This window comes from Psychrobacillus sp. NEAU-3TGS (assembly GCF_029955155.1).
Lineage (GTDB): Bacteria > Bacillota > Bacilli > Bacillales_A > Planococcaceae > Psychrobacillus.
On sequence record NZ_JAPNOZ010000012.1, the window covers coordinates 1,108,988 to 1,131,892 of the forward strand.

The 22,905-nt window shown below is 36.7% G+C and carries 18 protein-coding genes, 1 pseudogene and 1 other annotated feature; of the genes and pseudogenes, 3 read left to right on the forward strand and 16 right to left on the reverse strand.

The window, feature by feature from the left end:
• Nucleotides 1-331: 331 nt before the first annotated feature.
• The 8 genes from OR571_RS21890 to OR571_RS21925 all read right to left on the reverse strand — a co-directional run bounded on the left by OR571_RS21890 (nucleotide 332) and on the right by OR571_RS21925 (nucleotide 9,755).
• Complete coding sequence (locus OR571_RS21890; protein WP_282246022.1) at nucleotides 332-1,540, reverse strand: putative glycoside hydrolase; 1,209 nt, start codon at nucleotides 1,538-1,540, stop codon at nucleotides 332-334.
• A 302-nt stretch (nucleotides 1,541-1,842) separates the two neighbouring features.
• Nucleotides 1,843-2,829: a sensor domain-containing diguanylate cyclase gene (locus tag OR571_RS21895; protein ID WP_282246023.1), complete on the reverse strand. Its 987-nt coding sequence runs from the start codon at nucleotides 2,827-2,829 to the stop codon at nucleotides 1,843-1,845.
• 5 nt (nucleotides 2,830-2,834) lie between these two features.
• On the reverse strand, nucleotides 2,835-3,665 hold the full coding sequence (locus OR571_RS21900; protein ID WP_282246024.1) for an alpha/beta fold hydrolase: 831 nt from the start codon (nucleotides 3,663-3,665) through the stop codon (nucleotides 2,835-2,837).
• 209 nt (nucleotides 3,666-3,874) lie between these two features.
• On the reverse strand, nucleotides 3,875-4,813 hold the full coding sequence (locus tag OR571_RS21905) for an ABC transporter ATP-binding protein (protein WP_282246025.1): 939 nt from the start codon (nucleotides 4,811-4,813) through the stop codon (nucleotides 3,875-3,877).
• Nucleotides 4,813-5,877 carry an ABC transporter ATP-binding protein gene (locus tag OR571_RS21910; RefSeq protein ID WP_142537512.1) on the reverse strand — a complete coding sequence of 355 codons (1,065 nt, stop codon included), beginning with the start codon at nucleotides 5,875-5,877 and terminating at the stop codon, nucleotides 4,813-4,815. Before OR571_RS21910 ends, OR571_RS21905 begins: the two co-directional genes overlap by 1 nt.
• Before the next feature lie 15 nt (nucleotides 5,878-5,892).
• Nucleotides 5,893-6,912, reverse strand: a complete 1,020-nt coding sequence (opp3C, locus tag OR571_RS21915; RefSeq protein WP_282246026.1) for an oligopeptide ABC transporter permease — start codon at nucleotides 6,910-6,912, stop codon at nucleotides 5,893-5,895.
• A complete protein-coding gene (opp3b, locus tag OR571_RS21920) occupies nucleotides 6,912-7,844 on the reverse strand; it encodes an oligopeptide ABC transporter permease (protein WP_142537510.1) in 933 nt (310 codons plus the stop codon). The genes opp3C and opp3b overlap by 1 nt, the downstream gene beginning before the upstream one ends.
• Before the next feature lie 198 nt (nucleotides 7,845-8,042).
• The gene (locus OR571_RS21925; RefSeq protein ID WP_142537509.1) at nucleotides 8,043-9,755 is read right to left on the reverse strand and encodes a peptide ABC transporter substrate-binding protein; all 1,713 of its coding nucleotides are present in this window, start codon (nucleotides 9,753-9,755) and stop codon (nucleotides 8,043-8,045) included.
• Nucleotides 9,756-9,992: 237 nt separating this feature from the next.
• On the opposite strand from OR571_RS21925, the gene OR571_RS21930 reads away from it, so the two are divergent.
• Both OR571_RS21930 and trpS read left to right on the forward strand, forming a co-directional pair.
• A complete protein-coding gene (locus tag OR571_RS21930) occupies nucleotides 9,993-10,337 on the forward strand; it encodes a DUF3899 domain-containing protein (RefSeq protein WP_282246027.1) in 345 nt (114 codons plus the stop codon).
• 40 nt (nucleotides 10,338-10,377) lie between these two features.
• Nucleotides 10,378-10,593, forward strand: a binding site (T-box leader).
• An 89-nt stretch (nucleotides 10,594-10,682) separates the two neighbouring features.
• Nucleotides 10,683-11,667 (forward strand): annotated as a pseudogene (gene trpS, locus OR571_RS21935) (tryptophan--tRNA ligase).
• Between the two features lie 245 nt (nucleotides 11,668-11,912).
• On the opposite strand, the gene OR571_RS21940 reads toward trpS, so the two are convergent.
• The 7 genes from OR571_RS21940 to OR571_RS21970 all read right to left on the reverse strand — a co-directional run bounded on the left by OR571_RS21940 (nucleotide 11,913) and on the right by OR571_RS21970 (nucleotide 20,306).
• A complete protein-coding gene (locus OR571_RS21940; RefSeq protein WP_282246028.1) occupies nucleotides 11,913-13,778 on the reverse strand; it encodes an oligopeptide ABC transporter substrate-binding protein in 1,866 nt (621 codons plus the stop codon).
• 70 nt (nucleotides 13,779-13,848) lie between these two features.
• Complete coding sequence (locus OR571_RS21945; RefSeq protein ID WP_282246029.1) at nucleotides 13,849-14,754, reverse strand: ABC transporter permease; 906 nt, start codon at nucleotides 14,752-14,754, stop codon at nucleotides 13,849-13,851.
• 31 nt (nucleotides 14,755-14,785) lie between these two features.
• A complete protein-coding gene (gene opp4B, locus OR571_RS21950) occupies nucleotides 14,786-15,748 on the reverse strand; it encodes an oligopeptide ABC transporter permease (protein WP_282246030.1) in 963 nt (320 codons plus the stop codon).
• 1 nt (nucleotide 15,749) lies between these two features.
• Entirely contained in the window at nucleotides 15,750-16,697 is a 948-nt protein-coding gene (locus OR571_RS21955) for an ABC transporter ATP-binding protein (RefSeq protein WP_282246031.1), read from the reverse strand.
• Nucleotides 16,694-17,707, reverse strand: coding sequence for an ABC transporter ATP-binding protein (locus OR571_RS21960; RefSeq protein ID WP_282246032.1), 1,014 nt, complete (start codon nucleotides 17,705-17,707; stop codon nucleotides 16,694-16,696). Before OR571_RS21960 ends, OR571_RS21955 begins: the two co-directional genes overlap by 4 nt.
• A 399-nt stretch (nucleotides 17,708-18,106) precedes the next feature.
• Nucleotides 18,107-19,342, reverse strand: a complete 1,236-nt coding sequence (gene fabF, locus OR571_RS21965) for a beta-ketoacyl-ACP synthase II (RefSeq protein ID WP_282246033.1) — start codon at nucleotides 19,340-19,342, stop codon at nucleotides 18,107-18,109.
• Nucleotides 19,343-19,370: 28 nt separating this feature from the next.
• Nucleotides 19,371-20,306 (reverse strand): beta-ketoacyl-ACP synthase III, encoded by a 936-nt coding sequence (locus tag OR571_RS21970; protein ID WP_282246034.1) that lies wholly within the window; start codon nucleotides 20,304-20,306, stop codon nucleotides 19,371-19,373.
• Between the two features lie 168 nt (nucleotides 20,307-20,474).
• Between OR571_RS21970 and OR571_RS21975 the strand changes: the two genes are divergently transcribed.
• Entirely contained in the window at nucleotides 20,475-20,663 is a 189-nt protein-coding gene (locus OR571_RS21975; RefSeq protein ID WP_282246035.1) for a YjzD family protein, read from the forward strand.
• Nucleotides 20,664-20,734: 71 nt separating this feature from the next.
• Here OR571_RS21975 and OR571_RS21980 read toward each other — a convergent pair whose 3' ends face one another.
• Complete coding sequence (locus OR571_RS21980) at nucleotides 20,735-22,861, reverse strand: ATP-dependent Clp protease ATP-binding subunit (RefSeq protein WP_282246036.1); 2,127 nt, start codon at nucleotides 22,859-22,861, stop codon at nucleotides 20,735-20,737.
• Nucleotides 22,862-22,905 lie beyond the last annotated feature (44 nt).

Sequence of the window (22,905 nt, forward strand, 5' to 3'; positions counted from 1 at the left end):
ATTAATTTAATGTAATTCTTTACTTTTTCAGTATACACCAAATTATAGTCATTTAAAATATGTTTATAAGAAAAATTTACCCTCTAAATGAAGCTGTCACAAATTCGTTGAATATATAAGCTATACTTACATTCTAGAAAGAATTTTTATAGATGCTTTAATTATACCCTTCTTTTTTCTGTTATAAACATTATAATGAAATTTTTTTACATTCTCATTTAGAAGAAGGCTAATGAAAATAACTGTTACACTAACTAATACGTTTTTCATGAAATAAAGTTTCATAAAAATAAAAAAGATAGATTTTTTTTATAATCCTATCTTTTCTTATTTAAGGTGTATAATCAACGCCAGGAGAATACTTATTTCCTGCATTCCAAAGTAGGAATTCCTTAATACCTGCTTCATTTAATGCTTTTATTTGTTCTTCTACTTCCTCTTTACCATATGTTTGATAGTTGCCAGCACCTAGGTACGAAGCAGTAAAATCTTGAAGCCATGGCCTTGATACTGGTGGGTTTTCTAATTCTGCTAATTTTGCATTTTCTACTTTTGCATATTCTTGTACTAAGCGATAAGGCTCTAAATCCGGTTTTGCTATACCAAAATAAGGTGTCCAATGACTTGGATAAATCATGGAAGAAATAACGTCTACATTTTCGGATATCTTAGAGAAGTTTTGTCCAATTCCAGGCGCTTCCGGTAATGTAGCAGAGTATCCGAAAATATCTACTGATACTTGTACACCATAAGGTTTTAGCTTTTCTTTTGCATATGCAACAAAATCGGTAACCGCTGTAACTCTTCGTTGAACGGGGTCTTCTTGAGATTTTTCATATTTTCCCATGGAGTACTTTAATACATCTTCTCTATTTTCAAATCCCTCAGGAAATCGCACATAGTCAAATTGGATTTCTTTAAAGCCCATCTTCGCGGCTTCTATAGCAATTTCGACATTATAATCCCATACTTCTTGTAGAAAAGGGTTTACGAATGATTCCCCTCTTCCATTTTTCCAGACGGAAGATCCTTCCACAAACGACCATTCGGGCTTTCTTTCTGCTAGCTCCGTATCTTTAAAAACAACAACACGTGCTATTGGATATATTTCTTTCTCTTCCAATGTTTCTAGCATAGTTCGTGGATTTTTTATGTATGGCTTACCAATCTTATATTTCGTAAGCGATGATTCTTCATTGGGAATATAGGTTAAGTTACCAAAGTCGTCTTTAATATCAATTACCATCGCATTTAGCTCTGTCGCATCTAATAAATTGACTAAATCCGCAAATCTGGAGCCACCTGCTGAATGTCCCGTTACATATACTCCTCTCACCGCATCAGGATAGTTAAATGTTAGTCCGGAGTCGTATATGAATAGTTTGGATGTTGTAACGACCTTCTCATCAATCGGTTTTAAACTAAACTCTTTTGTGGAAAAATCTTTTGCGAATAGTTTAGATTCCGCAAATACAGTTGTAGGTAATAGTACAGCAGCTGCTACACTTAATGAGGCTAGTATTTTAATAGGCTTCTTCATAAAATTCTCCTTTCTTTCCTTAGTGTTCCTTTATTCTAACAATACTAAACCATCAATGAAAGAGAAATAGTGCTTATAATGTTACGAACACTTCTCCTAGGTTGTGCTTACTTAATAGAGATAATACGTCGTAAAAAGTTCTATAAGAGAACCACTTTCCATCACCTGTCTATTAGTAAATACCTTAACTACAAGAGGAATAAACAATTACTATTCTTAGGTCATACACAGAAAAACGGAGTAGCCCGTAGACCAACTCCGTTTTTCTTCTATATTTATGTTCCCCTTCACAGGCATTGATATTAATCATTGTAGTGGTTAGCATGCGTGACCTGGTTACGACCTCGTTTTTTTGAGGAATAAAGTGCCCGATCAGCTCGGGATTGAAGTGAACTTACTGTATCTCCTGTTATAAGTGTTGCAATTCCAATACTTATGGTGACAGGTTGGTTTATCCAGCAAGCACCCTCTACACGCAACCGAATTCTTTCAGCTATTTTCTGGGCAATCGCTTGATCCGCATAAGGAAGAATCAATGCAAATTCCTCTCCACCATAACGAGCTGCAACATCTCCTTCTCTTAACTCCTCTTTCAGGATTATTCCTAATCCTTGAAGAACCTTGTCACCTGTTAAATGCCCATAGTTGTCGTTGATCTTTTTGAAATGATCCAAATCTAATAGCAATAATGAAAGGGATTGCGATTTTTTTGTAAATAAAGCGATATTAGAGGCTAAATCCTCTTGTAAACTTCGCCTATTCTTAAGGCCAGTCAGTCCATCGGTAGCAGCTAACTTTTCTAATTGTGCGTTTACTTCTAGTAGTTCTTTTTGCTTAAACTCCAATTCCCTTCTCAGAAGATCTAACTCGGCTATTTGCTCTCTCTTAACACGGTTGCGTGCTTCTGTCTCCTTTTTGACCGCAAGGAGGGATTGCTCATACTCGTAGCGTTTCTTTATTTGAAACAACATACAATCATTGACAATTTCACCATTTCGATTTTTGCGTATTGCATTAAGAAGGAATGGAATATCATCATTGGTTTTCGACTTGAATGTAAGGTACATCTCCTCTACGCGTTCCTGTAGCTTAATAATAGGAAAAAAGTAAAGCTGATAAAATGATTTGCTAGGAACCGTTAGAATGGTGTTAACGTGTTTTCCCTTCAACTCATATTGGTCATCAAAGCCAAGTAAACTAAGCAAAGTTTGATTGATTGTGCGAATGATGCCCTCATCAGAAAGTGATAAGTAACCACATGGAGCATAATTCAATTGTTCATCTATCAAATAATCTACTCCTTACTAAGTGTACTCACATAGCCGACAGTCAAATATTCTCTAATTAAACGAATGGTTTCTTCCGGATGGCTCATATGTGGACAATGCCCAGTAGCCTCCATAAAACATAACGTGTTTTTTGGCAGATGGCGATTCATGTAATTTCCTACTTCAATTGGAGCAATTACATCCTCAGAGCATTGAAGAATAAGCGATGGCACCAAAACTTTTTTCAAGTCTTCTCGGTTATCAGAAAAGAAAGTAGCAATTGCAAATTGACGAGCAACCGTCGGATCTGTTGAACAAAAGCTTTCCTCTAATTCTTTCGAAAGCTCTGGACGATCAGGATTTTTCATAATGACCTTTGAAAGATAATTTGACCAGCCGATATAATTCATCTCCATCATATCGATCAACCCTTCCAGTTCCTCTCTCTCAAATCCACCATTATAATCAGGTTGATCATTCAGATAACGAGGCGATGGTCCTATCATGATGAGATGTTCAAATAGATTTGGCTTTTGTATAGAAGCCAACATTCCTATGGTGCTACCAACTGAATGTCCAACAAAAGTTATTTCTTTCAAATCCAGTGCAGCACATATTTCCACTAAATCGTTTGCATATCCATAAAGATCGCTATATTTACTAGGATCGTATGCATTATAATCAGATTTCCCTGAACCCACATAATCAAAAAGAATGATACGATAGTTTTCTTCGAAAGCAGGAGCCACTAACCTCCACATATTTTGGTCACATCCGAAGCCCGGAGCAAACAACATTGTCCGTGTGCCTTTACCGGAAATATTTACGTTATTACGGAAAAGAACATCTTGATACATAATGAATCCCCATCAATTCTTATAATTTATATCTATTTAATTTACAATAGTCTACAAAATAATTAGTAACTTTATTATATACTATTCTAGTTATACCAACAATTAAAGACTGTGTTGAAGAGATTGCGGTCACTTTATAGAAATACACTAATATTTTAGTTTATACATAAAAAAATCGGCCATTCTAGTATGAATGACCGATAGTTATATTATTTGGAACTGGAAAGAGCTCTTAATGATTCTAACTCTTTTTCAGAGCAATAAACAAAATGTCCAGGCGTTACTTCTCTCATCGCAATTTCTTCCCCATCTTGATAATTATGATTGGCAGGATCATACGATTTACGTACACGAGTGCGCTCATAATCTGGATCAGGAAGTGGAATAGCTGATAATAGAGACTGTGTATATGGATGCATTGGATTTGCATATAATTCTTCCGCTGTAGCTAACTCGACAAGTTTACCAAAATACATTACACCAATACGGTCAGAAATGTATTTTACCATGGACAAGTCATGTGCGATGAATAAATAAGTTAATCCTTTTTCTTCTTGTAGTTCTTTTAGTAAGTTTACAACCTGTGCTTGAATCGATACATCAAGTGCAGAAATAGGCTCGTCCGCAATGATAAATTCAGGATTAACAGCAAGCGCTCTTGCGATTCCTAGACGCTGACGCTGTCCACCTGAGAATTCATGTGCATAACGATCCGCATGCTCACGGTTTAACCCAACTGTTTCCAAAAGTTCTACTACCTTTTCTTTTCGTTCTTTTGGATTTTTCACAAGCCCGTGAATATCCAAACCTTCCGCAATAATATCCAATACTTTCATACGTGGATTTAATGATGCATATGGATCTTGGAAAATCATTTGCATTTTACGGTTGAATTCTTTTAAATCTTTTTTCGATTTCTTGTCATGTACATTTACACCATCGTAAATTACTTGACCATCAGTTGCGTCATAAAGACGGATAATTGTACGCCCTGTCGTTGATTTACCACAACCTGACTCACCAACTAGACCTAATGTTTCCCCTTTATAAATATCAAAGCTTATATCATCTACCGCACGAACTTCATTTGGCTTACCTTGATTGAAATATTGCTTTAAATTTTTAATTTCGAGTAATTTTTCAGCCATTAGTAAGTACCTCCTTCCGTTCCTTCGTAGTAACGACTACCTGGATATTTTTTCATACGCTCGCGTATTGCTAAAGGTGGATCTACTTGCGGAGCATCTGGATGTAATAACCAAGTTGCTGCATAATGCGTATCACTCACTTTGAAAAATGGTGGAACTTCCTCAAGGTCGATTTTCATCGCATAATCACTACGAAGAGCGAAAGCATCACCTTTAGGAGGTGACAATAAATCTGGAGGTGTTCCCGGGATTGCATAAAGTTTCTCTTCTGCCGTATCAAGGGACGGCATTGAACTTAGTAATCCCCATGTATATGGATGTTGCGGATTATAGAAAATTTCATCTACTGTTCCGATTTCAACAATTTTCCCACCATACATAACAGCAACTCTATCTGCGACATTCGCTACTACACCAAGATCATGGGTAATAAAGATGATTGATGTATTAATCTTCTTTTGTAAATCCTTCATTAACTCTAAAATTTGTGCTTGAATCGTTACGTCTAGAGCAGTAGTCGGTTCATCCGCAATTAATACTTGTGGATTACATGCTAATGCAATGGCAATTACGATACGTTGGCGTTGCCCACCAGAAAACTGATGCGGATATTGCTTCATACGAGCTTCTGGTTTAGGCATACCTACTAGACGAAGTAAATCGACTGCTTCTTTATGAGCCACTGATTTACTTACATTACGGTGCTTTAAAATCGGTTCCATAATTTGTTTTCCGATAGGCATCGTAGGATTCAAAGAAGTCATTGGATCTTGGAATATCATTGAGATATCTTTTCCACGAATCTTTTGCATTTCTCTGTCTGTCAGCTTCGTTAGATCTTTGCCGTTAAATAAAATCTGCCCATTTTTAAATTCAGAGCTATGTTCAGGCAATAAGCGCATAATTGACTTAGTTGTTACGGATTTACCTGAACCAGACTCTCCAACGATTGCAAGCGTTTCTCCTTTTAATAAATCAAAGTTAACGCCACGAATTGCTTTCACTTCTCCTGCAAACGTATGGAAGGAAAGCTCTAGGTCTTTTACTTCTAATATTTTCTCCATTTTCGCTTTCCTCCTTTAGTCTTTCATCTTCGGATCAAATGCATCACGTAAACCATCACCAAGTAAGTTAAATGCAATCATTAACAAACTTAAAATAATCGATGGATACAATAAAATGTGCGGTTGGAAGCGAATTACTTTATACCCATCATTAATAAGTGTACCCAAAGACGCATCTGGTGCCTGAAGTCCTAATCCGATAAAACTTAGAAAGGCTTCAAAGAAAATCGCCGTTGGAATGGTAAACATTGTATTAATAATGATTACCCCTAAGATATTCGGTAAAATATGCTTGGATATGATACGTCCATTACCCGCACCCAAAGTTCGTGAAGCAAGCACAAATTCTTGGTTCTTAAATTTCAAAACCTGCCCTCGGGCAATACGTGACATACCGATCCAACCAGTGAGCGTAATCGCAATAACTATCGCTATGACACCTGGTTCCATAACTAATAACATCAAAATTACGATAACTAATGTAGGAATACCATATAGTATTTCAACAATACGTTGCATTATATCGTCGGTACGACCGCCGTAGTAACCAGAAATACCACCATATGCGACACCAATAACCATGTCTATTACCGCTGCTACAAAAGCGATTAATAATGATATTTGCGTACCTTCCCAAGCTCTTGAGAACATGTCTCGTCCTAATCCATCCGTACCAAACCAATAATACGTATCTACTTTTTTCATTTCATATAAATCTACTTCTTTACCTGCTAAAGTACCAACACCATCGAAGATTCCTAGTTTCTCCAGTCCAGGAACTTTTGGAGGTAGGTTGGCATGTGTAATCGTTTGCGTCTCAGCATCATGGGGACTAACCATCGGTCCCACAAATGCCATAATAATGATAAACAATAATATAAATATGCTTGCAATAGCAGCCTTGTTCTTGCGAATTCGTAACCAAGCATCCTGCCAAAAACTCAAAGACGGTTTCGTAATTCTTTCTGCATGACTACTATCGATATGAACTCTTTCAAAAGATTCAGCAGGTATTTTTTTAATATCTAAACTCATTATTTACTACCTCCTGATAAACGAATACGAGGGTCAATTATTCCATAAAGGACGTCTACTACGAATATTATGACAATTAACAATACAGAGTAAAATAATGTTGTTCCCATAATAATCGAGAAGTCATTAGACGTAATCGCTTTAACAAATTGTTCCCCGATACCCGGTATTGCAAAGATTTGTTCAATTACAAGCGAGCCTGTAACTAAACCAGCAGCAAGCGGTCCTAAAACAGTGACAAGTGGAATTAATGCATTACGGAAAGCATGCTTGAATGCAATTTCAAATCCGCTAGCCCCTTTAGATTTTGCTAAAGTAATGTAATCTGAACTCAACACTTCAATCATTTCTGTTCGGATAAATCGAGATGCTGTTGCAAGTGGCCCCATTGCTAATGCAACAGAAGGCAATATGCTCGACATCCAACCATCTTTCCATAAGCCTACAGGGAAGAGACCCCATTCAACTGCTAACCAATATTGAAGCAATGTTGCAAAAACGAAAGATGGAATAGAAATACCGATGATAGCTATTAACGTACTACCATAATCCCATACAGTATTCTGCCTTAATGCTGCAATCATACCTAACAAAATACCTATAGCTACACCTAGAATCAAACCTTGTGTTCCAATTAAAACAGATGGTCCTAAACGGTTCATGATTAATTCTGTTACACTGGCATTTTTAAACTGGAATGAGTTACCTAAGTCACCTTTAGCCAAGTTGAGCATATATTTTGCGTACTGCACAGGAACTGGTTCATCTAATCCATATTTCGCTTCCACCATCGCAAGTTGTGAAGGGGATAGTTTTGGAGCAGAGCTAATCGGGGATCCTGGAAGCGCCTTCATTAAGAAAAATGTTGCTGACGCAATCAAGAAAAGGGTAATAAACATATAAACGATACGTCGAATCATATATTTTGTCATCTTTGCACCTCCTAAATAATATATTTCTATAATTTTAAAACTCTACTAGTATATATAAACAGATAAACTCTATTATTGTCAAAACTAAATTTAAAAAATAAAATATTTCGTGAATTCTGATTCATTTAAAAAGAGAGTATATGGCCCCAAATGGATACCATATACTCTCAATCTATGTGATTTTAAACATTCACTAAATTAGTTTTTACCTTCGATATAAGCCCATTTGTAGCTATAGTCTCCACCGAATGGGTGAGCAACAATACCTTTAACATATGGTTTTTGAAGGAACATTAATCCACGTTGGTAAATTGGTCCGATTCCGAAATCTTCATCAATCAGAAGTTTTTCAGCATCAGCAAGTGCTTGCCAACGAGCTTCTGGATCTTGAGCTAATTCATTAACAGAAGAAGTTACAAGTTTATCGTATTCTGGGTTAGAATAAGACATTTGGTTATTACCGCCGCCAGTTAACCATAAGTTCATGAATGTATAAGGATCTTGGTAGTCAGGTCCCCATCCAGCAATTTGCATTTCATAATCTTGGTTTGTGTCAAGATCTAGACGTACGTTAAATGGAACTTCTTTCAATTTAACAGTTAAACCTGGTAGGTTTGTTTCTAATTGATTTTTTAGGTATTCACCCATTTTTTTAGCTGACTCAGTATCTCCGTTTAGAAGTTCGATCTCTAATTCAGAAACTCCTAGTTCAGATAAACCTTTATCAAATGCAGCTTTTGCTTCTTCTGCATTGAATTCAGCCATGTCTCCGTTAACGTCACGGAAATCATTTGCATCTTCATCGAAAGTAAAGTCTTTTGGTACTAAGTAGTTAGCTGGTACAGAACCATTAGCTAAAACTACATCTACTAAATCTTGTTTATTGAAACCTTTAGACATTGCTTCACGAATATTTACGTTAGCAAGTGGAGTTTTTTCTCCAAGGCGTTCTTGATTGTATTTGAAATAGAATACAGATGTTTCTGATTCGTTAATTAGTTCTGGATCAGCAGCATATTGCATTGCAAATTCACCAGTAAGTCCAGCACGGTCTTTTTGACCTTCCGTATACAAGTTTACAGCTGTACCTGGTTCTTTAACAACATCATAGTTAATTTCAGTTAATTTTACAGTGTCTTTATCCCAGTACTCTTCGTTTTTAAGTAGTTGCCAAGATAATCCTGTTCCATCCCAATTAGCAAGTGTAAATGGTCCGTTGTATAAAAGTGCTTCAGAATTTTTCGCATAGTTTTCACCTTGCGCTGTAACGAATTCTTCTTTTTGTGGTAAGAATGTTCCAAATGACATAAGTGATAAGAAATAAGGTGTTGGTTTTTCAAGTGTTACTTCTAATGTTTTTTCATCAACAGCTTTTACACCTAATTCAGTGTACTCAGCAGAACCTTCCATAATTGCAGTAGCGTTTTTAATAACGCCATCCATCATATATGGACCGTACTCAGATGCAGTATCTGGGTTCATAGCACGTTTCCATGCAAATTCAAAGTCATTCGCAGTTACTGGAGAGCCATCAGACCATTTAGCATCACGTAATTTAAATGTGTAAACTAAACCGTCTTCAGAAACTGTTGGTTCACCTTCAGAAATTGCAGGCTCAGCAACGTTATCTTGATTTAAACGGTATAAACCTTCATTTACGTTGTTAAGTAGATCAAATCCAACCGCATCTGTTACTAAAGCAGAATCCATTGTTGGAATCTCAGCAGTCATGATTAAGTTAAGAACTTGTTCCTCGTCAGTTGCTACTTCTTCTGTTGTTGCATCTTTTTCTTTATCTGTTGTGTCTGTAGTTGTTTCAGTGCCTTCTTCTTTATCGCCGCCACAAGCAGCTAAGAAAAGAGCAACAACTAACATTAGGCTTAAAAGCCAAGCAAACTTGCTATTCTTCAAAAGAATAACCCCCTTTTAAATTGTCTGAAAAATTCATTACAATAATTATTATACATTTTCAGAGAAACTTGTACAGGTTTTTCGAGAATATTTTTACAAAATAGTAACAAAATCATTACATAGACCTAACATTTGAGAATCATTGGTAATTAATTTGTTCATTTCTGACATTTTGAATTGTCTAATTTTTGATTATTTTAAGTGAATCTTCTATAATTTATTTGGTCGAGGTGAATTATGAAGAGAAAAGTTATTTATTTTTTAGCAGCACAGCTTATAATTTTTATACTTATGTTCTTCACATACGGTTCTTTTTCGCTCAGTTCTTATATAAATATTTCCTTTTATATTGGAGGATCTATTACATTTCTTGGGCTAATGACGTATGTAGTTGCTGGTGGATTTTTCGATCTTTTTGTGACAAGCACACGAAAAGTGTTTACACCTAAGCACATGAAGAAAACAGCAAATGAAATGCGGATGCCATCCGAAATCTTATCGTTTCCTTATAAGCCGATCGTCTATTTAGGCTTGAGCTGTCTAGTTTGTATGGGCATTGCTTTAGTTGTTTATTATGCTTGATTTTTGCGTTTCTTCTATAATATAATTATCAAAACAAAATAATTGAGCTTTGACGAAGAAAAGTACATTTAATCCGGTATGACAAGAGATTCTGTGGTCGGTGCAAACAGAACATACGGTAAATGGAATGGGCTTCCGAGCAGTTTATGTGAAACTTGTAGTAGCATAGACCGTGTCCTTCACGTTATGAAGAAGAGTGGCTAATTATTTTAGCAAGCTGGGTGGTACCACGGATTTTACATCATTCGTCCCTTTTTAGGGATGCATGATGTTTTTTTATTTTCTTCAGTGGAAATATCCTTCTGAAGAAAGTAAATGGATTAATAAAAATCAGGAGGAAATAACATGAAGAAAATTTTTTCAGGCGTGCAGCCAACAGGTATTATTACACTCGGCAATTACATCGGTGCATTTAGACAGTTTACTGCTTTGCAGGACGATTACGAGTGTGTGTTCTGCATCGTAGACCAACATGCGATCACTATTCCACAAGATCCAGAGGAACTACGCAGTCATATTCGTTCCCTTGCAGCTTTGTACATTGCAGTAGGGATTGATCCTAATAAGTCCACATTATTTATCCAATCCGAAGTTCCAGCTCATGCACAAGCCGGATGGATTATGCAATGTATTTCTTATATCGGCGAGTTAGAAAGAATGACACAATTTAAAGACAAATCAACAGGAAAAGAGGCTGTCTCCGCAGCATTATTAACGTACCCGCCACTTATGGCTGCAGATATTCTTCTGTATCAATCGGATATCGTACCTGTTGGAGACGACCAAAAACAACATGTTGAGTTAACACGTGACTTGGCGGAACGTTTCAATAAAAAGTACGGAGAAGTTCTGACGATTCCGGATATCCAACTTCCGAAAAACGGAGCACGTATTAAATCGTTACAAGATCCATTAAAGAAAATGAGTAAATCTGATCCAAATAAAAAAGCGACGATCCGTTTACTGGACACACCAAAAGAAATTGAAAAGAAAATAAAAAGTTCTGTAACAGATTCGGAAGGAATTGTTGCTTTTGATCTTGAAAATAAGCCTGGCGTTTCGAATCTACTTACTATTGAAGCAGCTTTAACGGACGTTTCAATAGAAGCACTTGTACAAAAATACGAAGGAAAAGGCTATGGTGATTTCAAATCATCTGTGCGCAAGTTATCATCGATCATCTACTCCGATTCAGGCGAGATACGAAGAATTATTAAACTCTTCTGAGCTCGACGACATATTAGATCTTGGAGCAGAAAAAGCAAATGCATTAGCAAATGCAACCTTGACTAAAATGGAAGCCGCAATGGGCCTCGGAAGAAGACGATAATCGTTAATGCTAAAAAGGATCCACAAAGCATAATAAATTCCTTTGACTGAAGCATGTACATGAGCACTGAATTCAATGAATAACCTAACGATAAAAAGTTTAAGAATAATAACAAATGAGAACAACTAATAACTGCGATTCCGTAACTGATTAAAAATAATAGAATTCTTATATGTATCACATCCTTCTTAAACCATATGAAAAACCGTTCCTAAACTTTCGTTTAGGAACGGTTTTTTTATAAATTATTTTGTAGATTTAACTGCAGTGTCTGATACTAATTCAATATCTTGTAATTCAGTTGGATTAGCATAATCGATATTCCAGTTTTTCACGCGTTTGTTTACTGGTACTAACTCATAACGGTACATAGTTGGAATAATTGGCGCTTGCTCAGCCATATATTCTTGCCATGCGCGGAATTGTTCCGCACGGTAATCAGCATCAAATGCTTTTGGTGAGTCGATATTTGTTAGTGTTTCCTCTAAGAAATCAGAAGAGTAACGGCTGAAATTATATTCTGCTGTTTTAGAATATAAACCTGCTGGAGATGGGTTTGTTCCAGTGCCCCATGCAGCCATGAAAATATCAATTTCTGGATCATCTGCTTGAACTTTATCATAGAAGCTGTTGAATTCGATTGTACGTCCTGTTGTTAACGTTACATTTAAGCCAACATCTTTCCAGTTTTGAATATAGAATTGTGTAATATCTTCTGCAACGTCATCGCCTGACATCGTTGCAAATTTAATTTCAAATGGCTTGCCTTCTTTATCCTCACGGATTCCATCGCCATCCACATCTTTGAAACCAGCTTCGTCTAATAATGCAGCTGCTTTATCTGGATCATACGTATATCCTTCTAATGAATCATCATAGAAAGATGCAAATACTGGTGGGATTAGTGAGTTTGCACGTTCACGTAAGTTATTATAGAAAACTTCTGCAACTTGCTCTACATCAAGTGCATATCCCATTGCTTGACGTAATTTTACGTCTCCCATTTTTGAACCTTCTACGTCTGTTACTACAACACTATTATCATAATCGTATTTCCCTAGCTTGAAACCAAGGTAAGAGTAGTAAAGCTCTTGACGACCTAAGATATCGATATTATCAAAGTCTTTTACTTCTTCCATTTTAGAAGCATTAAAAGAGATAGCTACATCATATTCTCCTTGTTGTAAAGCAACTGAAATTGAGCTTGTTGGTACAACTTTAATTAAAACTCCATCTAACTTTGGTTTTCCTTTCCAGTAGTTTTCATTTGCAACTAACTGAACAGATTCTCCTGGTACAATCTTGTCAATGATAAATGCACCTAATGTAACTGGGTTTTTACGAACTGCGTCAGATTCTACTAACTCTGCAACAGGGATATCTTTAACAATATGACTTGGTTCTGCGTAAGTCCAGATTCCATCTCCACCACTAAAGATAGCTGGAGATAATTTATTGAATGAAATTTCTAATGTTGTTTCATCTAATTTTTTAAGACCTGAGATTGTATCTGCTTTACCATCATGGTACTCAACAGCACCAACAATGTTTTGGAAATCTACGTCATAACGAACACCTGTGTAATCTTTATGACCAATGATTAAGTAAGGTTGGATTAAGTCTTCGATTTTCAATGGTTCACCATCAGACCATTTTACGCCTTCACGGATTTTTACTAATACTTTATTGTTGTCTTGATCTACTTCAATACTAGCAATACCTTCATCAGTTAATAAGAAATCTCCATCTGTTTCGAAAAGAGAGTTTGATGCATACGCTAAAATTTCCGCATCATAAGCGTCTTCATACAATACATATGAAAAAATACCTTGGAAAGGCTCATCCTTAGACATAGCAACTTTTAAAGTACCACCAGAAATTGCGTCTCCTTCGTTTTCAACAGATAATGGGAATAATGCATCTGAATCTTCTGCAGCTGGTTCTTCTGCATCTTCCTCAGTACCTTCTTCATTACCTTCACTCTTAGTCGTATCTTCTGTTTTTGTTCCTTCATTAGTACTACTAGTTTCTTTCTCATCACCGGTACAAGCAGCAAGTACAAGCATAAATGCAAGTAGCAATGCCAGCAATCCCCAAAGCTTTTTACTCATTTCCTTTTCCTCCTTTTTACTCTCTATTTTCATATATATCAAACGTCCATGCGTTTAATACCAAAAACAGTTATCCTAAACGTTGTTTCGCGTCTGCCGAACGGCGTAGCGCCTGCCCTACGTAGTTTATCCCCAACATCATTAGCAAGATAAAGAGCGATGCAGGTAACCAAACCCACCACTTATCCTGTAATACAAGTGGGTTATTTGCATAGCTTATAAGGGTTCCTAGACTTGGGGTCTGTGGGGGCAATCCAAATCCAAGATAAGTTAACCCTGTTTCAATCCCTACATTTCCTGCAAAATTTAATGTCAATTCTACGATTAATATGGAACTTAAATTTGGCATAATTTCTTTGAATATGATTAAAATACCTGGGGTTCCCATTGTTTTTGATGCATTGACATAATCCCGTCTACTCTCTGATAATGCTTTACTCCGGACAAGACGCGCAGTACTAGTCCAAAGAAATAAACTCATGATCAAAATAAATTCCTTAACCGTATATTTTGGAATAATCGTTACAAAGACGATAATTACCATTAAAGAAGGAATGGTAATAAAGAAGTCGATAATTCGCATGAACATGTTATCGATCCATCCTCCAAAGTATCCACAAACCAAACCAACGATTATCCCGAAAGAAACTGTTATTAAAGTGATTGCTATAGCAATAGCGATGGAATTGCGAGCACCAGTTACTAATTGACCTAAAATATCTTTTCCACCTTGGTCAGCTCCTAGAAGGAACTTCTCTCCGGGTTCTGCATATTTATCTCGTAAACTAACACGCATTAAAGCCTCTTGATCAATAAACCATGTCCATATAAAGACACCTACTATAACTACTACTAATGAAATCAGTGAAAACATTGCCAATCTATCTTTTCTAAACTCTCTAAAAACAACTTGCATACCTGTTGGAGGAGAGTTTATTTCTTCTTTTTTAATATCAACTGTCGCTTGTTTAGCCATGTTATTTTTCTCTCCTTAACATTTAGTTGAACTATTCGATCCTAATTCTTGGGTCGACAATACTCATGATGATATCGGACAGTAGACTACCTAGTAATGCTAAGAAGCCAAATAACATAACAAGTGCAGTAATTACACTATAGTCACGTGAGACTAGTGAGGAAATAAATAACTGTCCCATTCCTGGATAACCAAAGATCGTTTCAATGAAAATAGACCCTGCTAGTAATCCAGTAATCGTAAATCCTAAAAAGGCAGCAATTGGAAGTAAGGAATTTCTAAAAATATGTCTTGAATAAACTTTGTTTACTGGAATCCCTTTACTTCGAGCAGTTCGTACATAGTCTAAAGATTTTGCATCAATAATTTCAGACCTCAAATATTGTACAACGGCAGTCGTACCTAATACCGCGGTGGTGAAAGCTGGTAACAGCATATGATATAGCTTACTCCAGAGGTATCCAACAGTTCCTGAGTCATATTTAATATCTACACTACCTACCGTTGGAAACCAGTGTAGTTGATAACCAAATATAAATAAGAAAATCAGAGCCAAAACAAATGTTGGAATGGCATAAGTGACAAAGCTGTAAAAGACGACGATTTTATCTAGAAATGTATCTTGGTAACGTCCAGCTAAAACACCGAGCGGAATTGCTATAAGATATAATATAATTACACTTACAAGAGATAGCCAAAATGTATTTAAAGCTCGCTCTCCAATGAGTGTGGATACTTTTATTTTATACGTATAACTTTTCCCTAAATCTCCTTGTGCCGCGTTTACAATCCAGTTCACGTATTGTACATACCAAGGATCATTTAAACCTGCAAGTTCCCGGAGTTCTTCAATTCGATTAGGATCTGTATCAGGTGTAAGCAATCCTGTAAATGGATCTCCCGGTAACTGTTTAGCCATGATAAAGATTAATAGACTTAGAACAAATAATTGGGGAATCATGATTAATACTCGTCTAACTATTGTCTTCCACATATTAAATGCCCCCTTTCTCGTGAGCACTCATCGCTACAAAATGTGTCATGGATAATTTTTTCAAATCGTATACTTTTCCATTTTCATCATAGTAATTTTTATGATTAGCAGCATAGTGTGATTCTACTTCGATTCGTTCCTTTTTTCGCTCTTCACGCCCTACTGGATTCACATCTGGAATCGCTGATAGTAATCGTTTTGTGTAAATATGTTGTGGATTTGTATATATGTCTTGACGATTTCCAGATTCAACAAAGCGCCCTTTGTACATAATTGATATATGATCACACATATGCTTCACTACCCCAAGATCATGTGAGATAAATAAATAGCTCAGTCCAAATTCCTGCTGAATATCTTTCATGAAGTTTAGTACTTGTGCTTGAACGGAAAGATCTAGTGCAGATACAGGTTCATCCGCAATTATGAGTTTTGGATTACAAGCAATTGCACGAGCAATTCCAATACGCTGCTTTTGTCCCCCAGAAAACTCATGTGGATATTTTAATTTTGCATCTTCATTCATTCCTACAATGGCAAGTAGTTCATTAATTCTACGCTTTTCCTCGTCTGGCGAAAGTTTCAAAAAGTTTCGGATCGGCTCCGCAATGATATCTTGCACCCTTTTACGAGGGTTCAAACTAGAATGAGCATCTTGGAAAATCATTTGAATATCTCGATTGTAGGAAGATCCACGCCCTCTGCGGTTATGTGTAACATTTTCTCCTTCGTAAATAATGCTTCCAGAAGTAATTTTCTCTAACCCAATAATCGATTTACCAGTCGTCGATTTACCACACCCAGATTCACCAACTAAGCCATATGCTTTTCCTTTTTCAAATTCTAAGGAGATCCCATCTACCGCTGTTACTTGGTCTACAACTGTATTAAAAAATCCTCCACGAATTGGATAATATACTTTTAGGTCATTTATTTGCATAAAGCTCATCTTGCTATTCCTCCTTCTTCACTTTGGAAGTCAAAGTGCTGCCAGCAAGTACACCTAACTAGGTGACCTGGAGAAACTTCGTGCATTGATGGATTTTCTTCATGCATCTTTTCTGAAATCCATGGAATACGTGCAGAAAATCTACAACCTGTTCTTGGCAAATTCGTTAGAGATGGAACAATTCCTCGAATTACTTGTAGCTTCTCATTCTCACTATTCATTTGTGGAATGGAGTTGAATAGAGAGCGAGTATATGGATGCAATGGATTTGCAAATAACTCCTCTACAGGAGCTTCTTCAATAATTTGGCCGGCATACATAACGGCAACTCGGTCTGCTACTTCTGCTACTACCCCTAAATCATGGGTGATTAATATAATTCCTGATCCCGTCTCTGCTTGTAAGTCTTTTAATAAATCCAAAATTTGTGCTTGGATTGTTACATCTAGTGCTGTTGTTGGTTCATCTGCAATGATTATATTTGGCTTACAGGAAATTGCGATGGCAATAATGACCCGTTGTCGCATACCACCTGATAGTTGATGTGGAAACTGTTTTGCAATACGCGCTGGATTTGAGATTCCTACTTGTGTTAACAGCTCTAAAACACGTTTGTCTCGCTCTTCTTTAGACATCTTTGTATGAAATGCTAAACCTTCCTCAATTTGATCGCCAATTCGCATTAAAGGATTCAATGCAGAAAGGGGATCTTGGAAAATCATTCCGATCTCTTCCCCGCGAACTTCGTTAAACTTCTCTTCATCCAACTTTGCAAGGTTAATCCCTTTGTAAATAATTTCCCCTTCTACTCTCGTCTTGTTATGATCATGCAGTCCAATAATAGATGTAGCTAGTGTTGACTTGCCACATCCAGACTCACCAACGATGGCAAGGATTTCGTTTTTCTTTAGCGAAATTGATACGCCATCGACTGCATCAAAATATGTATCCTTTATCCGAAAACCCGTATGTAAGTTATTAATCGATAAAAGTTGCTCTGTGCTGCTCAAAGTAATTCTCCTTTCATGCAATCGATTATTGTCCCTTTAACATTAAAAAAAGTTAATTAAATTGTTACACTTTTCAGTTTTGTTACCTTAATTACAAAGTCTATTACAATATCTTTACAATCGCAATAATTATTTTTTATCAATTCCCTTTATTTACTCTTTTTAGAAAATTGACAACAGGTTGAAAAACCAGTGTTTCCAAGTGTTTTAGCTATTTTAATTCAATAATAATATTTTTAAAAATTTGTGAATGGTCCATCATTTTTCGACATAATATATCAATAAAATATCATTCAACTCGCTATATCACTACTAAACTACCACTTTAACTCATCAAATTATTAATATATAAAAAAAAACATTTCCAAATTTTAACTTGGAAATGCTTTTTTTATATTTTTATAGTTTTTTAAATAATATACTCGCATTATGTCCACCAAATCCGAGTGAATTACTCATGGCATATTCGATATCTGCTTTTCTTGCAGCATTTGGTACATAATCTAAATCACATTCTGGATCTGGTGTTTCTAAATTCATTGTTGGTGGTAAAATACCTTCTTTTAATGCAAGCACTGTAAAGATTGCTTCTACTCCACCAGCAGCTCCTAATAAATGACCCGTCATGGATTTAGTAGAACTCATCGCAAGATTGTACGCGTGTTCTGCAAAAACAGATTTCACGGCCATTGTTTCAAACTGGTCATTATATGGAGTACTAGTTCCATGTGCGTTAATATAATCTATTTGCTCTGGGTTTATACCTGCATCATCAATTGCTTGTTGCATCGCACGAGCAGCACCTTCTCCTCCTGGTGCTGGAGCTGTAATATGATGAGCATCTCCTGTGGAGCCGTAACCGATAATTTCAGCATAAATTTTCGCTCCACGGGCAACTGCATGTTCATATTCTTCTAAAATAATAATTCCTGCCCCTTCTCCAATAACGAATCCATCACGGTTCGCATCAAATGGTTTTGATGCGGTTTGTGGATCTGTATTCAATGAAAGCGCCGTATTAGAACAGAAACCTGCAACAGACATATGTGTAATAGGCGACTCTGCCCCACCTGTTATCATTACATCTGCGTCCCCACGCTCAATTACTTTAAATGCGTCCCCAATAGAGTTTGTACCGGAAGCACAAGCAGTAACCGAACAAGAGTTAATTGCTTTTGCTCCAAAATAAATAGATACCTGACCAGCAGCCATATCTGGAATCATCATCGGCACAAAAAAAGGACTAACTCGACGAGCACCTTTTTCTAAAAATACACGGAATTGATTTTCATATGTCTCCATACCACCAATACCAGAACCAATCCATACACCAGTTCGAAGACCTACCTCTTCTGTGATCGTCAAATTAGCATCTTCCACTGCCATGATAGAAGCAGCAAGTGCATAATGAGTGAAACGGTCCATTTTGCGTGCTTCTTTTCGTTCAATGTATTTCTCTATATCAAAATCTTTTACTTCTGCTGCAACTTTTGCTGAGAACTGACTTGCATCAAGTCTTGTCAGCATACCTACGCCTGACTTACCTTCTTTAATACCAGACCAAGTTGTCTCTATATCGTTACCAAGCGGTGTAACAGCACCTATTCCTGTTACAACAACCCTACGTTTCGTCATGCATATTCATCCTTTCAAGATTCATTTATTATCTTCCCCATTTTAACGTAATGGCACCCCAAGTTAAGCCGCCACCAAAGCCTACCATCACTAGGATATCATCGTCTTTTACTTTCCCATTGTCTAATTCTTCTTTTAAAGAAAGTGGGATAGATGCCGAAGACGTATTTCCATATTTATTAACTGTTTTAGACATTTTTTCTGTTGGTAATCCTAATCTTTCTCTAGAAGCATCCATAATACGAATATTCGCTTGGTGTGGAATTAACATATCGATATCATCTTTGGAAAGTCCCGCTTTTTCAATTACATTGACAGCCGACTCACCCATTTGTCTTACAGCAAACTTGAATACTTCTCGACCATTCATAGCTAAATGTGCACCATCTTGGTATAAATGTTTACCGCCACTTCCATCGGCACCTAGTTCGAATGATAAAATTCCACGGCCTTCTGAAACTTTACTAACTATAGCAGCTCCTGCTCCATCACCAAATAACACAGCAGTATTACGATCTTCCCAATCCGTAATTTTAGAAAGCTTTTCTACACCTACCACAAGTACATGTGAATACGTATCTGACTCAATAAATTGTTTGGCAGTTATTAATCCGTACATAAATCCAGCACAAGCTGCCGAAATATCCATTGCTGCAGCATTTGTTGCCCCTAATTGATCTTGTAGCATGGAGGAAACACTTGGAAACGGAGTATCCGGTGTTACAGTTGCTACAAGGATAAGTCCAATTTGTTCAGGTGAAATTCCTGCATCCTTAATCGCTTCTTTCGCAGCTTCAAATGCTAAATGTGATGTATCTTGATCATCGCTTGCTATTCTTCTTTCTTCTATACCAGTTCGTGTTCGAATCCATTCATCTGAGGTATCTACCATTTTTTCAAGGTCTTCATTTGTTAATACTTTTTCAGGTGAGTATGTTCCTAACCCAATAATTCCTGCATTCATGAAAGTTCCCCTTTTCTTATAATCTATTATTAGTACCTGGTATTAATAATAACGAATTTATGTACAATTTTCAACAATAGACTTTCATAATTCAAATATTCTTTTGTAAAAGCCTTTTGTTGTGATATGATAAATATAAGTAAAAATTAGCTTCTGAGGTGAAATTACATGCATTATATTATGACGTTTATTTGGTCAGCTATTTTAGTTTCTATGTTAAATTACGTAGTAAGTTCTGTACAAAATGTAGAATTCGTGTTTAAAGATGGGCTTATTATGTCAATACCAGTTGCTATTATGGTTTTTATCATTACAGCAATTATTCCAAACGATCCGCTTCCAAAAGAACAACACTAAAAAACAGCTCCCGAAATTGGGAGCTGTTTTGTTTTTTTAACGAACCGCAAGCAAGTAGGTATCATCACGATTTACTTAATAACTAATTCCCCATCTTCTATCGTAGCTACTACTGTTCCACCTGGAAGTACATTTCCTCCGATTAACAGTTTTGCTACCGCCGTTTCCAAATTGCGTTGAATGAACCGTTTTAATGGTCTAGCACCAAACGCCGCGTCTGTTCCTTCTTCTACTATCCACTTAATAACCGAATTTTCAACTTGTAATGTAATCTCTTGTTCCAGTAAACGTTTTTGCAACTGTTTCACATATTTCGCTGCAATTTTTTCAAAATGATGCGTAGTTAAGGAGTGGAACATAACAATGTCGTCCATACGGTTTAATAGCTCTGGTTTGAAATGGTCACGTAGAGCTGCCATTACTAGTGCCTCTTCCTCTTCACCGACAACACCTGTTGTATTTGCTAGATATTGTGAGCCGATATTGGAGGTTAAGATAACAATAGTATTTGTAAAGTTTACGATTCTACCTTGGCTATCTGTAATTCTTCCGTCATCCATTAATTGCAATAAAATATTCGCAACATCTGGATGTGCTTTTTCAATCTCATCCAGGAGGACAACTGAATATGGGTTTCTACGCACTGCTTCGGTTAATTGACCGCCTTCTTCATAGCCAATATATCCAGGAGGTGCTCCGACAAGTCGAGAAACACTATGCTTTTCCATATACTCAGACATATCAATGCGGATAAAATGCTCTTCCGAATCAAATAAATTAGCCGCTAGTGACTTCGCCAGCTCCGTTTTCCCCACACCAGTAGGACCTAAAAATAAGAAAGAACCAATTGGTTTATGCGGGTCTTTAATACCTGCTCTTGCACGCCAAACCGCTTCTGTTACTAATTGAACCGCTTTATCTTGACCTACTACTCGTTCACCAAGTGTTTCTTTTAAACGGAGCAGTTTTTCACGTTCTCCTTCTACTAATTTTGTTACAGGAATTCCTGTCCATCTTGAAACAATGGATGCTATTTCTTCACCAGTAACTTCTTCACGTAATAATCGATTACTAGTGTCATCATTCACTTGTTGCTCATATACATGTAATTCTTTCTCCAATGTCGGAATTTTACCGTGTCGCAGCTCGGCTGCTTTGTTTAGATCATATTTATTTTCCGCATCTTCTAGCTCTCGACGATAACGGTCTAATTCTTCTCGTTTTTGTTGAATGACTTGAATAGACTCTTTTTCTTCTTTCCATTTATTGCGCATTTCGCTAGAAGATTGCTCTAGCTCTTTTAAGTCTTCACGTAATATTTCTAGGCGTTTTTGACTTGCTGCATCTTTTTCTTTCATGAGTGCTTGCTCTTCAATTTGTAATTGCATCATTTTTCTTGTCACTTCATCAAGCTCTTGTGGCATTGAATCGATTTCTGTTCGAATCATTGCACACGCTTCGTCTACAAGGTCAATTGCTTTATCTGGTAAAAATCTTTCTGTAATATATCGATTCGAAAGCTCCGCCGCTGCAACAATAGCACGGTCGTGAATACGTACACCATGATGCAACTCAAAGCGTTCTTTTAATCCCCGTAAAATAGAAACGGTGTCTTCAACAGAAGGTTCACGAACTAATACTTGTTGGAATCGTCTTTCAAGCGCCGGATCCTTCTCGATATACATACGATATTCATCTAAGGTCGTAGCACCAATACAATGCAGTTCACCACGAGCAAGCATCGGCTTTAGCATATTCCCTGCATCCATTGCTCCATCTGTTTTACCAGCACCAACAATCGTATGGATTTCATCGATGAATAAAATAATTTGTCCTTCGCTCTCTTTTACTTGCTTTAAGACAGCTTGCAGACGTTCTTCGAATTCCCCGCGGTATTTCGCACCAGCAATCAGTGAGCTCATATCCAACTCAAAAATTTCTTTTTCTTTTAACCCTTCCGGAACGTCTTTTCGAACGATTCGTTGTGCTAATCCTTCCACAATTGCTGTTTTACCAACACCCGGTTCACCTATTAACACTGGATTATTTTTTGTTTTTCTTGATAATATTCGAATGACATCCCGAATCTCTTGGTCTCGTCCAATTACAGGATCCATTTTTCCTTCTCTTACCGCAGTAACTAAGTTACGTCCGTACGTTTCTAAAGGTGTTTTTTCATCTTGTTGTTTCATTTGCATAACCAAACATCTCCTTACTGAAATTGTTTGACCTTCTTTGACTA

Coding starts and splice junctions, on each gene's coding strand:
- OR571_RS21890 (WP_282246022.1), bottom strand. CDS start 1,540: ATGAAGAAGCCTATTAAAATACTAGCCTCATTAAGTGTAGCAGCTGCT.
- OR571_RS21900 (WP_282246024.1), bottom strand. CDS start 3,665: ATGTATCAAGATGTTCTTTTCCGTAATAACGTAAATATTTCCGGTAAA.
- OR571_RS21905 (WP_282246025.1), bottom strand. CDS start 4,813: ATGGCTGAAAAATTACTCGAAATTAAAAATTTAAAGCAATATTTCAAT.
- OR571_RS21910 (WP_142537512.1), bottom strand. CDS start 5,877: ATGGAGAAAATATTAGAAGTAAAAGACCTAGAGCTTTCCTTCCATACG.
- opp3C (WP_282246026.1), bottom strand. CDS start 6,912: ATGAGTTTAGATATTAAAAAAATACCTGCTGAATCTTTTGAAAGAGTT.
- opp3b (WP_142537510.1), bottom strand. CDS start 7,844: ATGACAAAATATATGATTCGACGTATCGTTTATATGTTTATTACCCTT.
- OR571_RS21930 (WP_282246027.1), top strand. CDS start 9,993: ATGAAGAGAAAAGTTATTTATTTTTTAGCAGCACAGCTTATAATTTTT.
- OR571_RS21940 (WP_282246028.1), bottom strand. CDS start 13,778: ATGAGTAAAAAGCTTTGGGGATTGCTGGCATTGCTACTTGCATTTATG.
- OR571_RS21945 (WP_282246029.1), bottom strand. CDS start 14,754: ATGGCTAAACAAGCGACAGTTGATATTAAAAAAGAAGAAATAAACTCT.
- opp4B (WP_282246030.1), bottom strand. CDS start 15,748: ATGTGGAAGACAATAGTTAGACGAGTATTAATCATGATTCCCCAATTA.
- OR571_RS21955 (WP_282246031.1), bottom strand. CDS start 16,697: ATGAGCTTTATGCAAATAAATGACCTAAAAGTATATTATCCAATTCGT.
- fabF (WP_282246033.1), bottom strand. CDS start 19,342: ATGACGAAACGTAGGGTTGTTGTAACAGGAATAGGTGCTGTTACACCG.
- OR571_RS21970 (WP_282246034.1), bottom strand. CDS start 20,306: ATGAATGCAGGAATTATTGGGTTAGGAACATACTCACCTGAAAAAGTA.
- OR571_RS21975 (WP_282246035.1), top strand. CDS start 20,475: ATGCATTATATTATGACGTTTATTTGGTCAGCTATTTTAGTTTCTATG.
- OR571_RS21980 (WP_282246036.1), bottom strand. CDS start 22,861: ATGCAAATGAAACAACAAGATGAAAAAACACCTTTAGAAACGTACGGA.